The 23319-nt window shown below is 72.0% G+C and carries 20 protein-coding genes; 19 read left to right on the top strand and 1 reads right to left on the bottom strand.

From position 1 onward, the window contains the following. Positions 1-83: 83 nt before the first annotated feature. From ABD324_RS17320 to ABD324_RS17360, 9 genes are all read left to right on the top strand, one after another. Positions 84-1352, top strand: a complete 1269-nt coding sequence (locus tag ABD324_RS17320; protein ID WP_344417851.1) for a cytochrome P450 — start codon at positions 84-86, stop codon at positions 1350-1352. Beyond that, positions 1349-2236 carry an SDR family NAD(P)-dependent oxidoreductase gene (locus tag ABD324_RS17325; RefSeq protein ID WP_344417853.1) on the top strand — a complete coding sequence of 296 codons (888 nt, stop codon included), beginning with the start codon at positions 1349-1351 and terminating at the stop codon, positions 2234-2236. Before ABD324_RS17320 ends, ABD324_RS17325 begins: the two co-directional genes overlap by 4 nt. A 117-nt stretch (positions 2237-2353) precedes the next feature. Continuing rightward, positions 2354-2689 (top strand): DUF485 domain-containing protein, encoded by a 336-nt coding sequence (locus ABD324_RS17330; RefSeq protein ID WP_344417855.1) that lies wholly within the window; start codon positions 2354-2356, stop codon positions 2687-2689. Then, entirely contained in the window at positions 2686-4203 is a 1518-nt protein-coding gene (locus tag ABD324_RS17335) for a solute symporter family protein (protein ID WP_344417857.1), read from the top strand. The genes ABD324_RS17330 and ABD324_RS17335 overlap by 4 nt, the downstream gene beginning before the upstream one ends. Before the next feature lie 37 nt (positions 4204-4240). After that, a complete protein-coding gene (locus ABD324_RS17340; protein WP_344417859.1) occupies positions 4241-5176 on the top strand; it encodes an alpha/beta hydrolase in 936 nt (311 codons plus the stop codon). Between the two features lie 29 nt (positions 5177-5205). Then, the gene (locus ABD324_RS17345) at positions 5206-6825 is read left to right on the top strand and encodes a flavin-containing monooxygenase (protein WP_344417861.1); all 1620 of its coding nucleotides are present in this window, start codon (positions 5206-5208) and stop codon (positions 6823-6825) included. A 109-nt stretch (positions 6826-6934) separates the two neighbouring features. Further along, positions 6935-7330, top strand: a complete 396-nt coding sequence (locus ABD324_RS17350; protein WP_344417863.1) for a heme-binding protein — start codon at positions 6935-6937, stop codon at positions 7328-7330. 68 nt (positions 7331-7398) lie between these two features. Then, positions 7399-7830, top strand: a complete 432-nt coding sequence (locus ABD324_RS17355; RefSeq protein WP_344417865.1) for a nuclear transport factor 2 family protein — start codon at positions 7399-7401, stop codon at positions 7828-7830. A 61-nt stretch (positions 7831-7891) separates the two neighbouring features. Further along, the gene (locus tag ABD324_RS17360; RefSeq protein WP_344417867.1) at positions 7892-8647 is read left to right on the top strand and encodes an SDR family NAD(P)-dependent oxidoreductase; all 756 of its coding nucleotides are present in this window, start codon (positions 7892-7894) and stop codon (positions 8645-8647) included. A 151-nt stretch (positions 8648-8798) separates the two neighbouring features. Here ABD324_RS17360 and ABD324_RS17365 read toward each other — a convergent pair whose 3' ends face one another. Continuing rightward, a complete protein-coding gene (locus ABD324_RS17365) occupies positions 8799-9656 on the bottom strand; it encodes a LysR family transcriptional regulator (protein ID WP_344417869.1) in 858 nt (285 codons plus the stop codon). Between the two features lie 398 nt (positions 9657-10054). Between ABD324_RS17365 and ABD324_RS17370 the strand changes: the two genes are divergently transcribed. The 10 genes from ABD324_RS17370 to ABD324_RS17415 are packed head-to-tail and all read left to right on the top strand — an operon-like array spanning position 10055 to position 22734. Continuing rightward, positions 10055-10816, top strand: coding sequence for an alpha/beta hydrolase (locus tag ABD324_RS17370; protein WP_344417871.1), 762 nt, complete (start codon positions 10055-10057; stop codon positions 10814-10816). Next, positions 10813-12648, top strand: a complete 1836-nt coding sequence (locus ABD324_RS17375; protein WP_344417873.1) for a rhodanese-like domain-containing protein — start codon at positions 10813-10815, stop codon at positions 12646-12648. The genes ABD324_RS17370 and ABD324_RS17375 overlap by 4 nt, the downstream gene beginning before the upstream one ends. Then, positions 12645-13961 carry an FAD-binding oxidoreductase gene (locus ABD324_RS17380; RefSeq protein ID WP_344417875.1) on the top strand — a complete coding sequence of 439 codons (1317 nt, stop codon included), beginning with the start codon at positions 12645-12647 and terminating at the stop codon, positions 13959-13961. The genes ABD324_RS17375 and ABD324_RS17380 overlap by 4 nt, the downstream gene beginning before the upstream one ends. Continuing rightward, positions 13958-15112: an LLM class flavin-dependent oxidoreductase gene (locus ABD324_RS17385; protein WP_344417877.1), complete on the top strand. Its 1155-nt coding sequence runs from the start codon at positions 13958-13960 to the stop codon at positions 15110-15112. Before ABD324_RS17380 ends, ABD324_RS17385 begins: the two co-directional genes overlap by 4 nt. A gap of 8 nt (positions 15113-15120) precedes the next feature. Beyond that, on the top strand, positions 15121-16434 hold the full coding sequence (locus ABD324_RS17390) for an NtaA/DmoA family FMN-dependent monooxygenase (RefSeq protein ID WP_344417879.1): 1314 nt from the start codon (positions 15121-15123) through the stop codon (positions 16432-16434). Positions 16435-16447: 13 nt separating this feature from the next. Beyond that, positions 16448-18067 (top strand): ABC transporter substrate-binding protein, encoded by a 1620-nt coding sequence (locus ABD324_RS17395; protein ID WP_344417881.1) that lies wholly within the window; start codon positions 16448-16450, stop codon positions 18065-18067. After that, positions 18064-19107 (top strand): ABC transporter permease, encoded by a 1044-nt coding sequence (locus ABD324_RS17400; protein WP_344417883.1) that lies wholly within the window; start codon positions 18064-18066, stop codon positions 19105-19107. Before ABD324_RS17395 ends, ABD324_RS17400 begins: the two co-directional genes overlap by 4 nt. 38 nt (positions 19108-19145) lie before the next feature. Beyond that, on the top strand, positions 19146-19961 hold the full coding sequence (locus ABD324_RS17405) for an ABC transporter permease (RefSeq protein WP_344418281.1): 816 nt from the start codon (positions 19146-19148) through the stop codon (positions 19959-19961). Continuing rightward, on the top strand, positions 19958-21580 hold the full coding sequence (locus tag ABD324_RS17410; protein WP_344417885.1) for a dipeptide ABC transporter ATP-binding protein: 1623 nt from the start codon (positions 19958-19960) through the stop codon (positions 21578-21580). The genes ABD324_RS17405 and ABD324_RS17410 overlap by 4 nt, the downstream gene beginning before the upstream one ends. After that, positions 21577-22734, top strand: coding sequence for an acyl-CoA dehydrogenase family protein (locus ABD324_RS17415; RefSeq protein ID WP_344417887.1), 1158 nt, complete (start codon positions 21577-21579; stop codon positions 22732-22734). The genes ABD324_RS17410 and ABD324_RS17415 overlap by 4 nt, the downstream gene beginning before the upstream one ends. Positions 22735-23319: the final 585 nt, after the last annotated feature.

The raw sequence follows: 23319 nt of genomic DNA on the forward strand, positions 1-23319 counted from the left end.
GGATACCGGATTCGCCAGCTGACTCGGTCGGACCCCTCGAGGTCTGGCAGGCGACAACGCCCCATCACGAGGAGAGAGAGGCAATGACGCCTGGAACGTCGACCTCCGAGCGTATCGACGCCCTTCTTCGCGGCGACCCCGATGCCGTCGCCGACCCGTACCCGCTCTATCGCGATCTGCGGGACCTCGGCCCCGCCGTCCGTCACAAGGACGTCGTCCTGGTTTCGCGGTTCGACTCGGCCAAGCGGGTGCTCACCCTGCCCACGACCTTGCAGGGCTTCACCTCACTCGACGGCAAGCGCTTCATCGAGGCCACCTCGGGCGCCGACGAGGAACGGGTTCGCCTGCTCACCGAGTTCTGCTCGTTCTACGATCTGCGCGTCGGCGCGACGAACGGGCAGCGCCACCGCGATCTGCGCCGGATCGCCGTCACCGCACTGACACCGAAGGCCGTCAGCGACCTGACGGAGCGTGTGCGCGTGATCGTCGCGGAGCTGCTCGACGAGGTCGACGGCGACGCCGGCTTCGACGTGATCCCGTCGCTCGCGTACCAGCTGCCGTTGATCGTGATCTGCGAGCTCCTCAATATCGAGGCGGACAAGTCGCTGATCCGGCAGTGTGCCGAGGACATCGCCGCGTTCTTCGGCTCGGACTGGCGGACCACCGAGTCCCTCTACGACGCGCACCGGAGCCTCTTCGCCCTGCGCGCCTACATCGTGAGGTCGCTGGAGAGCGCCGATCAGGAACGCAACAGCCCGCTGATGGCCCGGATGCGGGCCGCCCACGAGTCGAGCGAGTTCCCCTTCACCTACGAGGACCTCGCCGCGACGGCCACGCAGTTCGTCTTCGCGGGCCACGAGACCACGACGAACCAGCTGGCGAACGGCCTCCTCGAGCTGCTCGGGGACTGGCGCAGCGAGTGGGACGCGCTGGTCGCCGACGACAGTCTTCTCCCCCAGTGCATCGAGGAGCTTCTCCGCTTCACTCCTTCGGTCCAGATGCTCCAGAAGCGTGCGGGCTTCGACGGCGAGCTGGAAGGGGTGCGGGTCGAGCACACGGACACGGTCATGATCATCTACGCCTCCGCGAACCGTGACGAGCGGGTCTTCGACGACCCGGACCGCCTCGACATCACGCGAAAGGCGTCGAACCACCTCGGGTTCGGGGCAGGTGCGCACTACTGCCTCGGCGCGTCCCTCACCCGTCTCGAGCTTCAGACGGCCTTCCAGGCGCTCCGCACCCGATTCCCGAAGCTCGAGCTCGCCGACCAGGATCTTCGGTGGAGGCCGAACTACATGCTCCGCGGACTCGAGGGCCTGTGGGTCCGTCAGCCCACCGAGGCAGTGGCGTGAACGCCGAAGCCGGATCGTCGGTGGACCTGCCGGACCTCGACGGCAAGGTCGTCCTCGTCACCGGGGGCGGCCGAGGTCGTGGACGCGCCTGCGCCGAGTACCTCGCGCGGTCGGGAGCGACCGTCGTCGTCAACGACCTCGGCACGTCGCTCGACGGTGACGGTCGGAGCACCGGAGTGGCCGACGAGGCCGTCGAGGCGATTCGGGCTCGAGGCGGTCGAGCCACTGCCGACGCCTCGGACGTTGCCGAGGCGGCAGAGGCCGCAGACCTCGTCGGCAGGATCCTCGACGCCGAGGGCCGCATCGACGGGATCCTCTGCAACGCCGGCATCGTGACGAACAAGACGTTCGCCGAGACGGACGACTCCGACTGGGCCGCGATGCTGCGCGTCCACTTCGACGGCACCCTGAACATCGTCCGCGCTGCGTGGCCCCATTTCCGCGACCAGGGCCGCGGCTCGATCGTCACGACGGTGTCGACCTCCATGCTGGCCTACGAGAGTTCACCCGTGCGCTACCCGCACTACCTGGCGGCCAAGGGTGCCGTGCTCTTCCTGACCAGGGCACTCGCCGTAGAGGGCCGTCCCCTCGGAATTCGTGTCAACGCCGTCGCACCGGGCGGGGTGAGCACGGTGACCAGGATGAAGGCTCTGCTGCCCGGCGCCGGTCAGAGCGAGGAGTCGGTTCCGGCCTACATCCCCCGGACGGTCGCGTGGCTGATGAGTGAGGGTTGCAGCGCCGACGGCGAGGCCGTTCTCCTCGACGACTCCACCGTGTCCGTTCTCGATCTCAGCGCACGCCCCCTTCTCGAGAGCCCGGGCGCCGATGTCCTCAGCCTCGAGAAGGCCTACGCCGCGGGACGATCCGCCCGAGCGGAGCCCTGAGCCCGGCACGGAGCCCGTGTCCTTCGCTCACCGATCATCCGACCCGGGCAGGCCGCCCGGAAGGATCCGTGCCGGTCCTCCTCCGAGGACCGGATGCCTCATCTGGAGTTGCGCATCATGGACGATGCACACGGTGCGTCCGGCACCACGGCACGGGGCGTCGAGGCGTCCCCCGAACTCGAGAGTCACGCAGCCGCACTGGCCAGGGCGCGTCTTCGGTTCGCCGTACCCGTCTGCCTCCTGAGTTTCGGCGGGTTCCTGGTCATCACCGCACTCGCCGGGTTCACCTCGGTTCTCGACGCACCGGTGGCCGGCCCGCTGAACTGGCTCTTCCTGCTCATTCTGCTCAGCTTCCCCGCGGTCGGACTCTGCGCGTGGCTGTACCACCGCCACGCCGTCCGGTGGGACGCCCGCACCGCGGAGATCATCGCCCGGACGGGAGAGTCCTCATGAGGAGCGTCCTCACCTACACGGTGTTCGCGTTGGTGGTCGCGCTGACGATCGGGATCACGCTCTGGGCGGCGCGCCGCAACACCAGCGCCCGCGAGCACTACGTCGCCGGCGGCCAGCTCACCGGCTGGCAGAACGGCTTCGCGATCGTCGGTGACTTCGTGTCGACCGGTGCGATCCTGGGCACCGTCGGCATGTTCGCGCTCAAGGGAGTGTCCGCCTTCTTCTACGTGGCGGGCCCGTTCGTCGCCCTCGTCATCCTGCTCGCGCTGTTCGCGGAGCCGCTGCGCAATCTCGGCCGGTTCACCATGGCCGATGTCGTGGCCAGCAGGTTCGGCGGTCGTGCCGTTCGAACCGCGATGGCCGTCAACGCTCTCCTGGTGACGGTGTTCTACATGATCGCGCAGCTGGTGGCCGCCGGCGTGCTCATCAGCTACCTGCTCGGTGTCAACTACGGCGTCGCGGTGGCGGTCGTCGGCGTCCTCATGACGATCTACATCAGCCTCGGTGGGATGGTTGCCACCAGCTGGATCCAGATCGTCAAGGCAGCCCTGCTGATCGTGTGTGTCGGAGTGCTCGTCGTGCTCGTACTGGCACGCTTCGACTTCGACGTCCTCGAGCTGATGCGCGCTGCCTCGGCGGCGAGCCCCGTCGATCTCTTCGTCGTGCCGGGCGGGGCGACGAGTGGGCTCGACCTGCTCTCCGTGGCTCTCGGGGTCGGGCTCGGTACCGCGGCCCTGCCCCACGTCCTGGTGCGGTTCCTGACGGTGCCGAGCGGCGTCGAGGCCCGGCGCTCCATGAACTGGGCGCTGGTACTGGCCGGGTTCGCCTTCATCGCGACGCCGTTCATCGGCTACGGCGCAGTCGCCCTGCTGGGTCGGGACGCCATCACGGCGGCCGACAAGGCCGGAAACCTCACGACGCTCCAGGTTGCCGAGGCCGTCGGCGGACCGTTGCTGTTCGCCATCATCGCCGCAGTCGCGTTCGCCACCATCCTGGCGGTGGTGGCCGGCCTCGTGATCACCGGTTCCGGGGCACTCGCCCACGACCTGTACGGCGTCATCCTTCGAAAGTCGAGGGCGTCGGACCGCGAGCAGGTATGGGCCGGTCGCGTCGCCTCGCTCGTCATCTCGGTCGTCGCGATCGTCATCTCGCTCGCAGCCCACAACACGAACGTCGCCGTGCTCGGCGCGATCGCCGTCGTCGTGGCCGCGAGCGCGAACGTCCCCGTGCTGCTGTGCCTGCTGTTCTGGAGGCGTTTCACCAGTGCCGGAATGCTGTGGGGGATCGGCCTCGGCCTCGGAAGCGCGGTCCTCCTGGTGATCCTCGGTCCCCAGGTGCAGGGACCGGGCGCTCCCTTCCCCCTGGCGTTCCCGACTCTCGTGTCGATCCCCTTGGGCTTCCTGGGCTGTGTCCTGGGCAGCCTCGTCGGTGGGAGGCGCGGCGAGGACGACGACTCGCAGTTCCGGCGGATGCAGCTGCAGGCGGCAATCGGCCGCCCGGCCACTCGACCATGAAATCTGTCCCTTCCCTACGCCGATCAAGGAGCCACCGATGGCATTGGACGACGCAACGTCCCAGTTTCTGTCCGTAGTCGCGGAGCAAGGTGGCAAGCCGATCGACCGGATGACGCCCACCGAGGCTCGAGGCCTCGGAGCGCAGCTGGAGGCGATGTACGGACCGGGTCCGCAGGTGCTGAACAGCAGCGACGAGCGACTCCCGACCGCCGACGGCGGCGAGTTCGGGGTCCGCATCTTGTCGGTCGACGCGCCGCGCGGGGTCATCGTCTACTTCCACGGTGGAGGGTGGGTCATCGGCTCACCGGACGAGTTCGATCATCTCGGCCGGCTGTTGGCCGTCCGGACGCGGTGCACCGTCGTCCTCGTGGACTACCGGCTGGCTCCCGAGCATCGCTACCCCGCCGCGGCGGACGACTCCTGGGCCGCTCTCCGGTGGGTGGCCGAGCAGAACCTCGCCGACGGCCCTCTCGTCGTCGCCGGTGACTCGGCCGGCGGGAACCTGGCCGCGGTGGTCGCCCAGCGAGCCACGGCCGAGGGCGGACCGAGGATCGACCTCCAGGTCCTCGTCTATCCGGTCACGGACTGCGACACGAACACCGCCACCTACGTAGATCCCGACAACCAGCTGATGCTCAGCAGGGACGCGATGATCTGGTTCTGGGATCACTACGTGCCGGACCCCGCACTGCGTACCCGCACGAACGCTTCGCCCCTGCGCGCCGAGGATCTCACCGGTCTGCCGCCGGCCGTCGTCGTGACAGCCGAGCACGATCCCCTCCGGCAGGAGGGCGAGGCCTACGCCGACCGGCTCCGCGCTGCCGGCGTCCATGTGGAGTCCCGCCGGTTCCTCGGTCAGATGCACGGGTTCTTCTCGATGGTCAACGTACTCCCCGGACAGCAGGAGGGCCTCGACTACGTCGTCGGCGAGGTCGACCGCGTCCTGTCCGGCTCTGCCGCTCGACACCAGTGATCGCTCAGCCCGAACCAGGAGACGTCGTCATGAGTGGTTCCCCGTCCGTTGACGCTGTCGTCGTCGGCGCCGGTTTCTCAGGCCTCTACCAGCTCTACCGGTTCCGAGAGCTGGGACTCTCGACCCGCGTCCTCGAGGCCGGATCCGGCGTCGGCGGCACCTGGTGGTGGAACCGCTACCCGGGCGCTCGGTGCGACGTCGAGAGCTACGCCTACTCCTACTCGTTCTCCAAGGATCTCGAGCAGGACTGGACGTGGTCGGAGAAGTACCCGACCCAGCCCGAGATCCAGCGCTACGCACAGCACGTCGCCGAGCGGTTCGACCTCCTCCGGGACATCACGTTCGACACCAGGGTGGAGAGCGCGGTCTGGAGCGACGAGCGGCATCGATGGACGGTGACCACCGACGCCGGCGAGACCGTGGACTGCCGGTATCTCGTGTTCGCCACCGGGTGCCTGTCCATCTCGAAGGGTCCCGAGGTTCCGGGCGTCGAGAACTTCCGGGGACCGACCTACCACACCGCCCACTGGCCCGAGGGGGGCGTCGACTTCACCGGCAAGCGGATCGCCGTGATCGGGACCGGGTCCTCGGGCATCCAATCCATCCCGATCATGGCGGCGCAGGCCTCCGACACCGTCGTCTTCCAGCGAACCGCCTGCTTCTCCATGCCCGCCGGCAACAGGCCGCTCACCGAGGACGAGGTGGTCGAGCAGAAGGCCTCCTACACGACCTTTCGCCAGGCGCAGCGCGAATCCGGGTTCGGGGTCCCCATCGCCCTGCCGACCAAGTCGGCGCTCGAGGTCTCGGACGAGGAACGAGCCGAGCGCTACGAGGCGGCCTGGGCGGAGGGCAACCTCGTCGCCGTTCTCGCCTCCTACACCGACACCCTGACGAACCGGGACGCGAACGACACCGCGTCCGAGTTCGTGCGGTCCAAGATCCGCGAGACGGTCAAGGATCCCGAGGTCGCCGAGCTCCTGTCCCCCCGGAGCTTTCCCTACGGAACGAAGCGTCCCTGCCTCGACACGGGCTACTACGAGACCTTCAACAAGGACAACGTCCGGCTCGTCGACATCCGCAGGACACCGATCGTCGAGATCACCCGGGACGGCGTGCGCACCTCCGACGCGGAGTACGCGGTCGACGCCATCGTCTTCGCCACCGGCTTCGACGCGATGACCGGGGCGCTCGCGAGGGTCGACATCCGGGGCCGGGCAGGAGCCCGTCTGGCGGAGAAGTGGAACGAGGGTCCGAGGGCGTACCTCGGAGTCGCGGTGTCGGGCTTCCCGAACATGTTCACGATCACCGGGCCGGGCAGCCCGTCCGTGATGTCGAACATGATGGTGTCCATCGAGCAGCACGTCGACTGGGTCACGGACTGCGTGCGCTGGACGCGAGAACAGGGGGCACTCGCGATCGAGGCCTCGGAAGCAGCGCAGGACGACTGGGTCCGCCATGTGGAAGAGGTCGCGAACGGAACCCTCTTCCCCACCGCCGACTCCTGGTACATGGGGTCGAACGTGCCGGGCAAGCCCCGGGTCTTCATGGCCTATCTCGCCGGCGTGGGGGTCTACCGCCAGCACTGCGACGACGTCGCCAGGCAGGGGTACACGGGCTTCACCACTGCGCTGCCGACTCCGGCTTCCTAGGGCAGTCCCCCACGTGGTGCCCGCCCGGGCGTCGACGTGGGGGACCCGAGCCGAGCGATCGCTCGGCCGGCCGCCCCAGCACCCATGCACGACGAAAGGCACGCCGACCGTGGACTTCCTGACCTTTGCCAACCGGGTCTGCCAGGAGTGCGTCGACCACGCTGCGATCAGAGGCGTCACGATCGCCGTCGTCGTGCTCGACAGCACGTTCTCCCACGCCGCCTCCATGCGGATGGACGGTGCGTACGCCTCGGCCTTCGCACTGGCGCGTTCGAAGGCGTGGACGGCTCTGAACTTCGGTACCTCGACCGCCGCGATGGCCGACCGCGTCGAGCCGGCTCGAGGCGCGATGATCGCCGCGACCGAACCCAATCTCCTGTTCCTGGGCGGCGGCGACGTCCTCTCCCACGGCGGGATCGTCGTCGGGGCGGTCGGCGTCAGCGGTGGGACGGCTGCCGAGGACATCGACATCGTGGCGCGCGGCATCGGCTCCACCCTTCGTTGACGACGCGCTGCGGCGACCTGCCGGCCTCGATCACGCCCGCTCGCCGCTCGAACAGATCAGGAGAAGTCATGGAACTCGTCTGGAAACGGTGTCTCGCCGCGGAGATGCCCGCCACCTATGCCGCGACCATCCACGACCTGGATCCGGTCCGGCAGGCCGAGCTGTACACGGTCGACGGTGTGCTGGACCAGGTCTGGGGAGTGTCGAGCGGCCGAGACCAGATCGCCGCCGCATACGGCGAACGATTCTCGGAGTGGGAGGACTCCAACCACTGGGTGACCAACATCCGGGTGACCACCTGCTCCGACGAGGCCGCGGTCGTCAAGTCCTTCGTCCTCGGCCTCTTCACATTCACAGCAGAACACCACCGGGACCCACTCCTCTACCGCGGTGAGTACGTGTTCGAGCTGACGTGGTCCACGGAAAGGTGGGAGATTTCCCGCCTCACGATCACACGTCACGGCGTCGCGGGGTTGCCACTCATCGCAACGTCCTTCTAGCCGGAACCACACCGATCACGGTCGGCACCGTCAGTTACTTCGATCATGCAGGGACACCGAGATGGCAACATACGACGTGGCGGCCAGGTCCGCGATCGTGACGGGTGGCGGTTCGGGCATCGGCCGATCCGTGGCACATGTTCTCGCGGCCAACGGCGCACATGTTCTCGTCCAGGACATCCGCGAAGACCATGCGGCACAGGTGGTCGACGAGATCCGCGCGAGCGGCGGCCGAGGCGAAGCGATGGGTGGTGACGTCTCCGAGCCCGATGCAGCAACGGCGATCGTTGCCGCCGCCGAAGCGCTCGGTCCGTTGCGGATCGCCGTCAACAACGCCGGCATCGGTGGGGCCATGGCAGCCCTCGACAAGTACCCGCTGGAGAGCTGGCGCTCGGTGATCGATGTCGACCTCTCCGGCGTGTTCTACGGAATGCGTGCACAGATTCCCGCAATTGCTGCGCACGGTGGCGGGGCCATCGTCAACATGGCCTCGGTACTCAGCTCTGTCGCGATTTCCGGTTCATCGGCCTACGTCTCCGCGAAGCACGGACTGGTCGGCCTCACGAGGAGCGCAGCACTCGAGTACGCCGAGCAGGGAGTCCGCGTGACAGCGGTGGGCCCCGGGTTCGTGCTCACGCCTCAGCTCGAGGCGAGCCTCGATGAGGCCGGGCGGAGAGCGATCGCCGGCCGACACCCCCTTGGTCGGCTCGGTGACCCCGAGGAGGTTGCCCACCTCGTCGCCTTCCTCGCATCGGATGCCGCGTCGTTCATCACTGGTAGCTACCACCTCGTCGACGGTGGCTACGCCGCCCAGTAGGTGTCCGAACAGGACGACCAGCCGCCAGGTACGCGCTCCCTCGTGATTCGCCTCGTCGACGAATCGAGCGGGCACCTCCTCCGTGCACTCGTTGGCCGCCGGTAGCCCCGCCGGGAGCACGTTCGAACGGGATCTCGTGTCACGAGTGGTGTCATGTCCTCGCCTCGACCAGCGATTCGGCCAGCGCATCCTTGGCCGCCTCGACCAACCGCGCGTCGAGGCCGGCACGGCCACGGAGATAGAGGTTCTCGGGCTGGACGGCGGGGAGGTCGGTCCGGGGGACCAGCCCGTCGGGTGTGCCGTCCCCGGCGATCAGCGCCACGCCCAACCCCGCGCGGGCCGCGTTGAGCACGCCGGCGAGGTAGGCGGCCTCGCCGACGACCGTGCTGCGGTAGCCGGAGTCGGCGAGGGATTGCAGGGCGCGGCGGCGGATGGTGCAGGGCTGGTCGATCACGACGAGCGGGATGGTGTCGCCCGGCGCGGCGGGCGTCCATCCCGGCGCGGCGAGCCAGCGCAGCGGGAGGGCGCCGACGAGGTGGGAGTCCGAGCCCTGGCGCTCCCCGATGTACATGGCGAGGTCGAGGTCGCCGCGGTCCACGGCCTCGTTGAGCATGCTGCTGCGGTCGAAGCGATAGCGCACCATCGAGCCGGCGGTCACCTCGCCCAGGGCCCGGGTGACGCGGGGCAGCAGCTCGTCGGCCGCGTGCTCGGTCGACCCCAGGACCAGCGCCGGTCGCGGGCGGCCCGCGCCGATCCGGTCCAGGGCATGGTCGTGCGCGGCCAGCACCCGGCGGGCGTCCTCGAGCAGGAGGGTGCCCTCGGACGTGAACCGGCTCACCCGCCCGTCGCGCCGGACCAGCGGAAACCCGACGACCTTCTCCAGCCGCCGGACGTGCTGGCTGACCGCGGACTGCGAGAGCTGCAGGACGGTCGCCGCACGATGGAAGCCCCCGTGGTCGGCGATCGCGACGAGGCTGCGCAGCGCGACGATGTCGAGGACCCCGGTCATGCGGGAGACGCTAGCACCGCCGATCACGTGTGCTTATCGATTGTGATCTCTATTCGTCGTTGGACACACGAGCCGTCATCGGCTTGAGTGGGTGCCGTGCCCCGAACGCCGCATAACGTGCTCCCCGGACTCCGTCCGGGTGAGGCGGCGTCACCGTGCGTCTCCCTCACGGAGACCGGAGCCCTGCTGACGCAGCGCCGCACGATCGACCACGGCACGGTCAACTCCGCGAGCTGTCGCGGCCTCTGAACGCCCGGCGCGAGCCGCCTGGCAGTAGCTGCATGTCCTGTGTCGGGCATGTGCCCAGCGGGCGCATGCCTCGCCCTGCGCGCGGCCCGGCGGTCCGGCATCCCCGACCACCCCGGGAGCGTGCGCCCTTCCGAGAGGTGTGATCTCGCGTGACTGTCGCGGGAACCGTCCCCGTCGCGTCCTCCTGGTCAGAGCCCGAGGGCATCGCGCCCCGGGGCACCCTGATCGTCGTCCCGGGACGGGGTGAGCACGCCGGGGTCTACCAGCGCTTCGGCACGCGGATCGCCGCCGACGGCTACCGCGTCCGGGCGGTGTCGGACCCGACCGTCGACACCGCGCGTGCCCTCGCCGAGCTGCGGGAGGTCCTCGACGAGGAGCCGTCCGGACAGGCCGGCACCGCGGGCCCGGCTCCCCGGGTGCTCGTGGGCTCGGACACCGGGGCGCTCTTCGCAGCCGGGCTCGTCGCCTCCGGTGAGCTGGGCGACCGGGTGGACGGGCTGGTCCTCGCGGGGCTGACCCTCGGTTCCGGGTCGGTGCCCGCGGACTGGGAGTCCGAGCTGACCGCCCGCACCGGGTGCCCCACCCACCAGGGCCGGCTCGCGGCCGACGCCGCGGTGCGCCGCGGAGCGCTCGCCGATCCCGTCGACCCCGCGTGGGTGGCCCGCGCCCAGGGCCTGATCCCGGTGCCGGTGCTGGGTCTGCACGGCGACGACGACGAGATCAGCCCGCTCGCCGACGTCCGGATCTGGTTCGGGACCCTCCCCCGCGTCGAGCTCCACAGCATCATCGGGGGCCGGCACGACGCCCTGAACGACCAGACGCACCGCACCGCCGCCGCGCTGACCGTCCTGTTCCTCGAGCGGCTGCGCCTCGGCGTCCCCGCGATCGCGCAGCTGGTGGCCACCCGATGAGCACCCGGTACATCGTCATCGGGGCCGGAGCGATCGGCGCCACCCTCGCGGCCGAGCTCCACACCGCCGGCATCGAGACCGTCTTGGTGGCTCGTGGCGCCCAGCTCGACGCGCTGCGGGCGGGTCCGCTGCGCCAGGTCCGCCCCGAGGGCGAACGGCTCGTCGACGTCGCCGTGGCCGGCGGGCCGGACGAGGTCGACCTGCGCCCCGGCGACGTCCTGGTGCTGGCCTCGAAATCGCAGGACACGGACCCGACGCTGGCCGAGTGGGCCTGGCAGCCCGTGGCCGGCGGCCCGGACAGCGCCGCCGAGGTTCTGCCCGTCGTCACCCTGCAGAACGGGCTCGACAGCGAGCGGATCGCGGTGCGCCGCTTCGCGACCGTGTACGGCGCGGTGATCCTCTCCCCCGCCGGGTACCTGACTCCCGGCGAGGTCCTGTCCCCGGCGGCTCCGACCGTCGGCGTGGTCACGATCGGCCGGTTCCCCGAGGGCCGGGACGAGCGGCTCGACGCGATCGCCGCCGACCTGAACGCCGCGCGCCACCTCACCGCCGTCGTCGATGACATCCCGCGCCGCAAGGCCGGCAAGCTCCTCATGATCATCGGGAACGCCCTCGACGCGCTGTACCCCGCGAGCCCCGACCGGGAGCGGGCGGTGCGGCTCCTGCGGGACGAGGCGCTCGACGTCTACGCCGCGGCGGGCGTCGAGCCGGTGAGCCCGACGTCGGACACCGGCCTGGACCTGAGCACCTTCCGCCGTCAGGAGCTGCCCGGCCGCACCGCCACGGGCATGTCCACCTGGCAGAGCGTGCAGCGCGGCGGCGCGGTGGAGACGGACTTCCTCAACGGCGAGATCTCGCTCCTGGGTCGGCTGCACGGCGTCCCGACCCCGCACAACGACGCCGTCACCGCCCGGGTCCACCGGGCCGTCCGCGAGGGCGCCGCGGCGGGCTCGCTGCCCGCCGAGGACCTGCACGCGACCCTGCCGTCGGCCGCGGTGCTGGTCGGGGCCGCCGCCCTGGCGGACGAGCTCGCCGGTCCCCGTCCGCCCCTGCTGCTGGACGTCCGGTGGGCGCTCGGCGACCCGCACGGCCGCGCGCACCACGCGGAGGGCCACCTGCCGGGCGCGGTCTACGTGGACCTCGACACCGAGCTCGCGGGCGCCCACACCGATCCGACGGCGGGGCGGCACCCGCTCCCGGAGCCGGCGGACCTGCAGGCCGCGGCCCGCCGCTGGGGCCTGACCACGGGCCGCCCGGTCGTGGCGTACGACGCCTCCGGTGGTCTCGCCGCCGCCCGGGCCTGGTGGCTGCTGCGCTGGGCCGGGCACGCCGATGTCCGGCTGCTCGACGGTGGCCTGGCCGCCTGGACCGCCTCCGGCGGTGCGCTCGAGTCCGGTCCGGTCCCCGCCCCACCGGCCGGCGACGTGGAGCTCACGAGCGGAGCCCTCCCGGTGCTCGACGCCGACGGCGCCGCCGACCTCGCGGTCAAGGGCCTGCTGCTCGACGCCCGCGCCGGCGAGCGCTACCGCGGCGAGGTCGAGCCGGTCGACCCCCGCGCCGGGCACGTCCCCGGCGCGGTCAGCGCTCCGACCGGCGAGAACCTCGACGCCGACGGCCGGTTCCGGTCCGCCGCCGCCCTGCGGTCCCGCTTCGCCGCGCTGGGCGCCCAGGATGCACCGGAGGTCGGCGTCTACTGCGGGTCCGGTGTGACCGCCGCGCACCAGATCGCGGCGCTGGCCGTCGCCGGCATCCCGGCCGCGCTGTTCGCCGGCTCCTGGTCGGCCTGGTCGTCGGACCCGGACCGACCGGCCGCCACCGGGGGCACGCCGTGACGCTCGTCCTCCCGCGCGGCTGGACCGAGGATCCCGCGGTCCTCGACGCCCGCCGTCTCGACCGCTCGGGGGTGGACCCGGGTGGTCGGCCACGCGCGGTCGTGATCGCCGAGTCCGTCGACGACGTCGTCGACACCCTGCGCCACGCCCACGCCGAGCGGATCCCGGTCGTCACCCGGGGTGCCGGCACCGGGCTCTCGGGCGGCGCCACCGCCGGCGACGGCACGATCGTGCTGGACCTGTCCCGCCTCGACCGCATCCGCGAGATCTCGGTGGCGGACCAGGTCGCCGTCGTCGAGGCGGGGGTGATCACCGCCGATCTCGACCGCGCCGCCGGCGAGCACGGGCTGCGCTACGCCCCCGATCCCGCGAGCGTCGCGATCTCCACGATCGGCGGCAACATCGCGACGAACGCCGGCGGCCTGCGCTGCGCGAAGTACGGCGTGACCCGGGACTCGGTGCTGGGCCTGGAGGTGGTCCTCGCGGACGGCCGGATCGTGCGGACCGGGCGGCGCACCGTCAAGGGCGTCGCCGGCTACGACCTGACGAGCCTGTTCGTCGGCTCGGAGGGCACCCTCGGTGTGATCGTGGCGGCGACCCTGCGGCTGCGCCCGGCACCGGACGAGGTGGCGACGGCGGCGCTGTACCTGCCGGACGTCGACACCGCGGCCGCGGCCGCCGCGGCCCTGACCGCCGCGCGGATCCAGCCCGCGGTGCTCGAGCTGCTCGACGGCGCCTGCCTCTCCGCGATCGATCCCCGGGGTCCGGGCGGCGCCTTCCTTCTCGTGCAGACCGACGGCGCCGGCGCCGCGATCGAGATGGCCCGGGCGCACGAGATCCTGGCCGGGTTCGGCGAGGTCCGCGTGGCCGCCGACCCCGCCGAGGCCGAACGGCTGCTCGCGGTCCGCCGTGGCGCGCTGCCGGCGCTGGAGCGACGCGGCCGGGTCCTGATCGAGGACGTCGCCGTGCCGCGGTCCCGGATGGCCGAGGCCGTCACCGCGATCTCCGGGATCTCCGCGCGCAGCGGCATCGAGATCGCCACGATGGCCCACGCCGGCGACGGCAACCTGCATCCGATCCTCGTCCTGCCCCACGGCCGGGAGCTCGACGACGAGGTGTGGGCGGCGGCGGGCGAGGTCTTCACCACCGCCCTGCGGCTCGGCGGCACCCTCACCGGCGAGCACGGCGTCGGCACGCTCAAGCGCCGCTGGCTCGCCGACGAGCTGGGCCCGGACGTGCTCGAGCTGCACCACCGCGTCCGGTCGGCCTTCGACCCGCACGCGATCCTCAACCCCGGAAAGGCCCTGCCGTGACCGGCCCCACCCGCCCCGCTCCCGTCGAGTTCGTCAGCCAGGTCCACGTGCGCGACGCCTCGGACCTGTACCCGCGCCCCGGCAACGACATCGAGCCGGACTTCCTGCGCCGCTACGCCGACGCCCTGGAGGAGGCCGGGTTCGACCACACCCTGGTGCCCTACGGTTCGGCCGGGTTCAGCGCCCTCGGCGTGGCCGACGCGCTCAGCCAGCTCACCGAGAGGATCGGCCTGATCGTCGCGCTGCGGCCGAACCTGTTGCACCCCACCGCCGCCGCCCAGGCGCTCGCGACCCTGGACCAGCTCAGCCGGGGGCGCGCCCGGGTCCACCTGATCAGCGGCGGGAACACCGCCGAGCAGGCCCGCCAGGGCGACTTCCTGACCAAGGACGAGCGCTACGAGCGCACCGCCGAGTTCATCGGCATCCTGCGCCGTGCCTGGACCGAGGCCGAGCCGTGGAGCCACGAGGGCCGCTTCTACCGCTTCGAGGACTTCGTCGCGGGGCTGAAGCCGGTGCACGGCACGGTGCCGATCTCGTTCGGCGGCTCGTCCGTGCAGGCCCACCGGATCGGCGGCGCGCTCGCGGACATCTACGGCCTCTGGGGCGAGCCGCTCGCCCAGACCACCGAGCAGATCGACACGATCACCGCCGCCGCGACCGCCGCGGGCCGGGCCGCCCCACCCCGGATCTGGGTCACCTTCCGGCCGATCATCGCCCCCACCGAGGAGCAGGCCTGGGAGAAGGCGCACACGATCCTCGGTGCGCTGCGCGCCCAGCGGGCCGGGGACCCCGCCCCGCCACCGCCCGAGAACGCCGGATCGCAGCGGCTGCTGGCCGCCGCCGCGGCGGGCGAGCTGCACGACCGGGCACTGTGGACACCGGTGGCCGCGGCCACCAACGCGGCCGGTGCCTCCACCGCCCTGGTCGGCACCCCGGAGACCGTGGTCGCCGCGATCCTCGACTACGTCGACCTCGGCGCCTCGATCGTCTCGATCCGCGGCTACGACAACCTGAACGACGTCGTGGACTACGGCAGGTACCTCCTGCCGCCGCTGCGCGAGGAGCTGGCCCGGCGCGCGCCGCAGGCCGTCACCAGCCCGCCCGCCGCTGCCGTGCCCGATGCCGCCGTCCCGGTCCCGGTCGGGACCTGAGGCCCGCCATGGGAATCACCCTCGCCCTGCAGATCCTCGGCACCGGTGTGAACTCCGCCGCCTGGCGGCTGCCGGACAGCCACGCCGAGCGGCTCTACGATCTCGACCTCTTCACCGACATCGCGCAGCGCGCGGAGGCCGCGAAGATCCACACGCTGTTCATGTCCGACGGCCTGACCAGCAACGCCCAGTCCCCCGGCGGCGGCTTCGAGCCGATCTCGTTCCTCACCGCGCTCGCCGCCCGCACCCGGCACATCGGGATCGTGCCCACGATCTCCACCACCTGGACCGAGCCCTTCAACCTGGCCCGCCAGCTGGCGTCGATCGACCACCTGACCGGCGGCCGGGCCGGGTGGAACGTCGTCACCTCGGCCTGGGGCGAGGAGAACTTCGGGCGGTCCCCGGTGCCGCACGCGCAGCGGTACGCCCGCGCCCGCGACTACCTCGACGCCGCGATCGCCCTGTGGGAGAGCTGGGACGCCGACGCCCGGATCACCGACCGCGAGGCCGGGACCCGGATCCGCCGCGGTTCGGTCCGGCAGACGGACGTCGCCACCGAGCACTTCACGATCCGCGGCCCGCTGAACATCGACCGCTCCCCGCAGACCCGGCCGTTCCTGTTCCAGGCCGGGTCGTCCGCCGACGGGTTCGCCCTCGGTGCCCGCTACGCGGACGCGATCTTCGCGGCGCACCCCGACCCCGACGAGGGCCTCGACTTCTACCGCCGCTTCAAGGACCACGTGTCGGACGCGGGCCGGGACCCGGACGCGGTGAAGGTCCTGCCCGGCATGTACGCGATCATCGGCGAGTCGTCCGAGCAGGCCCGCGACGTCGCAGGCCGGCTCGCCGAGCTCGAGGCCACCACGGACTTCGCGGCACAGGTCCGCAACTTCGCCAAGGCCGGTTTCGGCGAGGCCGACCTGAGCGGGCTCGATCCCGACTCGCTCATCCCCGCGGACCGCATCCCGGACCCGGAGACGGTGCAGGGCAGGCGGTCCCGTTTCGAGCTCTACCGCGCGAAGGCCCTGCGCGGCGACCGCACGCTGCGCGATCTCGTCCTGGAGTTCAACGCCACCGGCTCCGGGCACTGGGCCCCGGTCGGGTCCGCCACGGAGATCGCCGACGAGATCGAGGCCCGCGTCGAGGCCGGCAGCGCCGACGGCTTCGTCATGTCCCCCCAGCACTTCCAGGGCTACCGCCTGCTGACCGACCGCCTGGTCCCCGAGCTGGCCCGCCGTGGCCTCTTCCAGACGGAGTACGCCGGCACGACCCTGCGCGAGAACGTCCTCGGCCGACCGGCCCGGCACGTCACCACCCCCTGAGAAAGGCACCTCCGTGTCCCTGCACCGCTTCCGTGCGGCGTCCCGTCTCGCCCTGGCCGCCGTCGCCGTCACCCTCGGCGTCGCCGCCTGTTCCTCGGGTGCGGCCGCTCCCGCCGCCGGCGGGGCGGCGGGTACTCCCCGGGCCGGCGGCGCCATCACCTTCGGCATCAGCCAGGACCCGATCTGCGTCGACCCGAACCAGACCGACCTGACCGCCTCGCGCGACATCGGCCGCCAGTTCGCGGACTCCGTGGTCGACGCCGACCCGAAGACCGGCGAGATCAAGCCCTGGCTCGCCGCCGCGTGGGAGGTGAACCCGAACGCCACCGAGTTCCGCTTCACGTTCCGCTCGGACGTCACCTTCTCCAACGGCGAGAAGTTCGACGCCGCCGCGTTCAAGACCTTCCTCGACGGCATCCAGGCCCTCGGCGGCAAGGCCGTGAACGCCTCCACCTACATCGCGACCTACCAGGGCACCACGGTCACCGGCGCGAACACCGCGACGGTGACCTTCGGCCAGCCGAACGCGAGCTTCCTGCAGGCGCTGTCCACGGTGAACATGGGCGTGCTCGCCCCGGCCACCTACCGGACCGACCCGGCGCAGCGCTGCCTCGGCCGCGACCTCTACGGCTCCGGCCCCTTCACGCTCGACCAGTTCACCCCGGCCCAGCAGGTCGTGCTGAGCAAGCGCACCGGCTACGCCTGGCCGTCGCCCAACACCCGCCACACCGGCGACGCCTACCTCGACAAGATCACCTTCCGGGTGGTCACCGAGGCCGGCCAGCGCACCGGCGGGCTGCGCTCCGGCTCGCTCGACGCGATCAACAACATCCCCGTCCAGGACCAGCCCGCCATCGACAAGGCCGGCTACCAGCTGCTCGTCTCGAACAACCCGGGCACGGTCTCGGAGTACCTGACCAACAACTCCTCGCCGAACCTGTCGGACGTCCGGGTGCGCGAGGCCGTGCAGCTCGGCATCGACAACCAGCAGGTCAAGGACACCCTCCTGCTGCCGAGCTACAACCTCGCGACCAGCATCCTGTCGTCGACGACCCCGCTGTACCAGGACCACTCCGACGCCCTGCGCCACGACCCGGCCCGGGCGGCGCAGCTCCTCGACGAGGCAGGCTGGGTCCCCGGCCCGGACGGCATCCGGGTCAAGGACGGCAAGAAGCTGACCCTCACCGTCGTCAACGGCCAGGCCGGCGCCCCCACGCAGGACGAGCTGCGGGCCCAGCAGCTGCGCGCCATCGGCGTCGACCTGCAGATCAAGATCGTGTCGAGGGCGGAGATGCTCGGCGCCCTGGGCACCGGTGACTACGACTTCATCCCCTACGGCTTCACCCGGGCGGACGCGGCGGCGCTCAACATGCACTTCCGTTCGAGCGGCAGCAACCCGTTGCACCTCAAGCCCTCCGAGCTCGACACCTACCTGGCTTCCGCGGACGCCGCCGCGGACACCAACGCCCGGAAGACAGCCGTCGACCAGGCCGTGCGCTACATCCTGGACAACCACGTGGTGATCGTCTTCACCGAGCAGCAGGTCGCCCACGCCGTGTCGCCGAAGCTGCACGACGTCGCCTTCGCCCCGGGCGTGCAGCTCTACTTCTACGACGCCTGGTCGGGCGCGTGAGGTCCCGCCGGGACCGGGGGCTCACCGGGTACGTCCTCCGCCGGCTCCTGCAGGGCGTCGGGGTCCTCTGGGCGGCGTACACGATCGCCTTCGTGGTGCTCTACCTGCTGCCGAGCGATCCCGTGCGGATCATGCTCGCCGGCAGCGGCACGGAGTTCGCGAACCCGGACCCGGCGGCCGTCGCGGCGCTCGAGGCCCAGTACGGCTTCGACAAGCCGGTGATCGTGCAGTACGTGACCTCGCTGGGCCGGGCGCTGACCGGGGATCTCGGGACCTCGATCCAGCGCAGCGACGAGGTGACCAGCATGCTGGCCGCGGCCCTGGGCCACACCGCGGTCCTGGGCGGGGTGGCGTTCGGCCTCGCCCTGGTCGGCGGCCTGCTCCTGGCGATCCCGGCGGCCTTCACCCGCCGGCCGTCGGTGCGCCAGACCCTGCTCGGCGTGCCGTCGGTCGCGGTGTCCGTGCCCACCTTCTGGACGGGCCTGCTGCTCACCCAGGTGGTGTCGTTCCAGCTCGGCTGGGTGGACGTGTTCGACCAGCACAGCGTCGGCGCGCTGCTGCTGCCGGCCGTGACGCTGGCGATCCCGACCTCGGCCTACATCGCGCAGGTGCTCTCCAAGAGCCTGCTCTCCACCCTGCGCGAGCCCTACACCGAGGTCATCCGGTCGCACGGCGCGTCGGAGGCGCGGATCGTGCTGGTCAGCGCGCTGCGCAACGCCTCGCTGCCCCTGCTGACGATGATCGGGGTGATCGTGGGCAACCTGCTCGCGGGCTCGGTGGTCGTGGAGGCGGTGTTCGCCCGGGACGGCATCGGCAACATGACGTTCCAGGCCGTTGCGGCGCAGGACATCCCGGTCGTGATGGGCGTGGTGCTGCTGGCCGCGGCGATCTTCGTGGTGATCAGCATCGCCGTCGACCTGGTGTACCCGCTGCTGGATCCGCGGGTGATGATCCGGGAGGGCGACACCCCGCCCGCAGCGGCGCCGATCGAGGTCGCCGCCGATGTCACCGCCGCAGAGCCCGAGGTGGTGCGCCCGTGACCGCCGTCCTCACCGGTCCGGGGTACGCGGGCTCCCGGCTGCGCACCGGCGCGCTCGACGTGGTGCGCAGGCCGGGGCTCGTCCTGGCGCTCGTCGTGCTCGTCGTCGTCATCTCCTGGGCGTTCGTGCCCGGCCTGTTCGCCCACCAGGACCCGATCACCGGCGTGCCGGCGGACCGGTTGCAGGGCCCGAGCGCCGCGCACCTGTTCGGCACGGACCACCTGGGCCGGGACACCTTCTCCCGGGTGGTGCACGGCGCGTCGCTGACCCTGCGGGCGACGCTGCTCGCGGTCCTGGTCGGGCTCGCCGCGGGCGGCCTGCTCGGGCTGGTCGCGGGGTTCGTCGGCGGCCGGCTCGACGCGGTCGTCATGCGGGTCGTCGACGTCATGCTGGCCATCCCCGGCCTGCTGCTCTCCCTCGCCGTGGTCACCGCGCTGGGCTTCGGCACGCTGCAGGTCGCGATCGCGGTCGGGGTGTCGAGCGTGGCGGCGTTCGCGCGCGTCATGCGGGCCGAGACGCTCAGGGTCCGCGCCCAGACCTTCGTCGAGGCCGCGCACTCCGTCGGCTCGCGGCGGTTCTACGTGCTGGCCGCGCACGTCCTGCCCAACGCGTCCGGGCCGGTGCTGGCCTTGTCCGCCTTGGAGTTCGGGTCGGCCATCCTGTCGATCTCGTCCCTGTCGTTCCTCGGCTTCGGTGCCCAGCCACCCGCCCCGGAGTGGGGCGCCCTGGTGTCCGACGGCCGGGACTACCTCGGCACCGCCTGGTGGCTGACGACGTTCCCCGGCCTCACGGTCGCGCTCGTGGTCCTGGCGGCCAACCGCCTCGCCCGGCACCTGGAAGGAACCCGCGAATGACCTCCCTGCTGCGAGTCGAGGGACTGAGCATCGCCTACCGCGGGCGCCGCGGCGGCGAGGTCGAGGCGGTGCGCGGCATCGACTTCACGGTCGGTCGGGGCGAGCTCGTCTCGCTGGTGGGCGAGTCCGGCTCCGGCAAGTCCAGCTGCGCGCGGGCCGTCCTCGGCCTGCTCCCGGCGTCGGCGCGGGTGGGCGGGCGGATCGACCTGGACGGGCAGGACCTCACCGGGCTGTCCCCGAGGGCCTGGCGGGCGGTGCGCGGCAAGCGGATCGGGTTCGTCCCCCAGGACCCCACGGCGGGCCTCAACCCGACCCGACGGATCGGCGACCAGATCGGGGACGCCGTGCGGCTCCACGATCCGCAGGCGCGCGGCGACGCCCTGCGTGAGCGGGTGGAGGAGCTCCTCGAGCGGGTCCGGCTGCCCGAACCGGCGCGGCGCGCCCGCCAGTACCCCCACGAGCTGTCCGGCGGCATGCGGCAGCGCGTGCTGATCGCGGCCGGGCTCGCGCACCATCCCGACCTGCTGGTGGCCGACGAGCCGACCAGCGCCCTGGACGTCACCGTGCAGAAGACGATCCTCGACCACATCGACGTGCTCCGCGCCGAGCTGGGCATCGCCGTCCTGCTGATCACCCACGACCTCGGGGTGGCCGCGGACCGCTCGGACCGGATCGTCGTCCTCGAGCAGGGCGCGATCGCCGAGTCCGGCGCGCCGGGCCGGCTGCTGCGCACGCCCGCCTCGGACTACACGACGCGGCTGGTCGCGGCGGTGCCGCGGGTCGACCAGGGCCGCCTCGGCGGAGATCCGGCGCCGGCCACCGGGGAGCCGCTGCTGGAGGCCGACGGACTGTCCAAGGCCTTCGCCTCCCGGGGAACCCGGCTGCAGGCCGTCGACGACGTGTCCGTGCGGCTGCACCGCGGCCGCACCCTCGGCGTCGTCGGCGAGTCCGGGTCGGGCAAGTCCACACTGGCCCGCCTGCTCGCCCGGCTCCTGCCGGCGGACAGCGGGCGGGTCCGGCTCGACGGCGAGGACGTCACCGCCCTCGCCGGGGAGCCGCTGCGCCTGCTGCGCCGCCGCGTCCAGGTCGTCTACCAGAACCCGTACACCTCGCTGGATCCCCGGTTCACCATCGCCCGCACCCTCGCCGAGCCGTTGCGCGCCTTCGACATCGGCGACAAGGTCTCCCGGCGGGAGCGGGGCGCGGAGCTGCTCGGCCAGGTCGGGCTCCCGGACGAGTTCCTGGACCGGCTACCGGCCCAGCTCTCCGGCGGCCAGCTCCAACGGGTCGCCATCGCCCGCGCCCTGGCGACCTCGCCGGACCTCGTGGTGCTCGACGAGGCGGTGTCCGCCCTGGACGTGTCGGTGCAGGCGCAGATCCTGGAGCTACTCGTGCGGCTGCAGACGGAGCTCGGGCTCACGATGGTCTTCATCTCGCACGATCTCGCCGTCGTCCGGCAGGTGAGCGACGACGTCGTCGTCATGGACGGGGGCCGGGTCATCGAGTCCGGCCCGGCCGGAGCCCTCTTCGCCCGGCCGCAGCACGCCCGCACCCGGGCCCTGATCGCGGCCGTGCCCGGGGACGCAGCCCGGCGGGACGGCCTGGTGAACGCCTCGTGAGCGCACCGGCGCTCGACCGCACGGATCTCCTGGAGCGGTGCGACGCCGTCGTCGCCGAGCTCGCGGACCTGGCCGCGGGCAACGACGCGCGGGCCGAGATCGACCCGCGCTCGCTCGCCCTCGTGCACGGGGCCGGCCTGCTCACCGCCACCGTCTCCCGCACGCACGGCGGCCCCGGGCTCGGGCACCACGGCGTGCACGAGCTCCTGCGGCGCCTCGGCCGCGCCGATCCGGCCGTCGCCCTCGTCGTCGCGATGACCCTGGCGCTGCACCAGCAGGAGGCCCGCGCTCCCCGCCTCGACCCGGCGTTCTACGGCCGGATCCTCGCCGAGTCCCGCGAGCGCCCGACCCTGCTCAACGCGCTGCAGGTCGAGCCCGCACTCGGCACCCCGTCCCGCGGCGGCCGCCCGGCGACCACCGCCGTGCGCGAGGGCGACGGGTGGCGGCTGACCGGGCACAAGATCTACTCGACGGGTGCGCCCCACCTGCGCTGGATGCTCGTGCTCGCCACCACCGACGAGCCACGGCCGCGCGTCGGGACGTTCGCGGTCGACGCGTCCGCGCCGGGCATCGAGATCCGGCCGACCTGGTCCTCGCTCGGGATGCGCGCCACCCGCAGCGACGACGTCGTGTTCACCGGCACCCCCGTCGCCGGGAGCGCCGTGTCCGGGCTCGCCCCCGCCGACGACCGGCCGAAGGCACACCCCGGCCCCGGCACCGGCATCCCCTCGATCTACCTGGGCGTGGCCGAGGCCGCCCGCACCTGGCTCGTGCGGTTCGTGCGGGAGCGGGTCCCGACCAACCTCGGCCACCCCCTCGCCGAGCTCCCCCGCATCCAGGACGCGATCGGCGAGATCACAGTGGCCCTCACCGGCGCTCGCGAGCTGCTCTCCGCCCTCGCGGCCCAGGCCGACGCGGGCCGCGAGATCCCCCGCGACACCGCCTGGTCGGCGAAGACCCTGGCCACCCGCGCGGCCATCGGCGCCGTCGAGAAGGCAGTGGCACTGATCGGCAACCCCGGGCTCAGCGGCACCAACCCCCTCGAACGGCACCTGCGGGACGTCCTCGCCGCCCGGGTGCACTTCCCCCAGGAGGACACCGTCGTCGCGACGCTGGGCCGGGAGGCCGTCGCGAACCGGGACGACCACAGCTAGATGTCCCACCGTTGGAGGTCGGTGACGACGTCGTATCCGGCTCCACACGGACCCGCAGATGCACAGGCCGGACAGGGTGGACGCGGCAGGGTTCGAACCTGCGACCGCTCGGGTGTGCAACTCGTCGTTGGCGTCGACCACAGCCCCTACCTGCAACGACTGTCACGCTGCCGCCCCCGCTGGTGCGGTCAAGCACCTCCAGCCACCGCAGCTTCGCACCACGAGTGATCCCACGCAGCCTCGGAGTGCGCCCGCCAGCTTAGATGACGAGCAGCAGACTCACTGGCACAGACCGCAGGCGACGAGGCCGGTGCGCAGCTGCTCGTGGATCGCGTGGAGCACATCTGGGATCAAGATCATCCACGCCGCGCCGAGTGCGCCACATCGTCGCCCCAGCTCGGAAGGCGCTGAGGAACGTGCACCTCAGAGCGGCTGCGCGGGGTTTGCCGCGGTCTGTCGCGCGTCGTGCAGGCAGATCATGCGGTTGCGCGACGCCGGCCAGCCCGGCCGATCGTGCTTGCTCAAGCCCTGCACCAGGCAGGCCTCGATACGTGGTCTGCGGTGAGACCAGCGTTCATCAGCGCT

Source organism: Pseudonocardia ailaonensis (assembly GCF_039531635.1).
Lineage (GTDB): Bacteria > Actinomycetota > Actinomycetes > Mycobacteriales > Pseudonocardiaceae > Pseudonocardia > Pseudonocardia ailaonensis.

Coding starts and splice junctions, on each gene's coding strand:
- ABD324_RS17340 (WP_344417859.1), top strand. CDS start 4,241: ATGGCATTGGACGACGCAACGTCCCAGTTTCTGTCCGTAGTCGCGGAG.
- ABD324_RS17360 (WP_344417867.1), top strand. CDS start 7,892: ATGGCAACATACGACGTGGCGGCCAGGTCCGCGATCGTGACGGGTGGC.
- ABD324_RS17390 (WP_344417879.1), top strand. CDS start 15,121: ATGGGAATCACCCTCGCCCTGCAGATCCTCGGCACCGGTGTGAACTCC.
- ABD324_RS17335 (WP_344417857.1), top strand. CDS start 2,686: ATGAGGAGCGTCCTCACCTACACGGTGTTCGCGTTGGTGGTCGCGCTG.
- ABD324_RS17345 (WP_344417861.1), top strand. CDS start 5,206: ATGAGTGGTTCCCCGTCCGTTGACGCTGTCGTCGTCGGCGCCGGTTTC.
- ABD324_RS17410 (WP_344417885.1), top strand. CDS start 19,958: ATGACCTCCCTGCTGCGAGTCGAGGGACTGAGCATCGCCTACCGCGGG.
- ABD324_RS17375 (WP_344417873.1), top strand. CDS start 10,813: ATGAGCACCCGGTACATCGTCATCGGGGCCGGAGCGATCGGCGCCACC.
- ABD324_RS17355 (WP_344417865.1), top strand. CDS start 7,399: ATGGAACTCGTCTGGAAACGGTGTCTCGCCGCGGAGATGCCCGCCACC.
- ABD324_RS17320 (WP_344417851.1), top strand. CDS start 84: ATGACGCCTGGAACGTCGACCTCCGAGCGTATCGACGCCCTTCTTCGC.
- ABD324_RS17330 (WP_344417855.1), top strand. CDS start 2,354: ATGGACGATGCACACGGTGCGTCCGGCACCACGGCACGGGGCGTCGAG.
- ABD324_RS17365 (WP_344417869.1), bottom strand. CDS start 9,656: ATGACCGGGGTCCTCGACATCGTCGCGCTGCGCAGCCTCGTCGCGATC.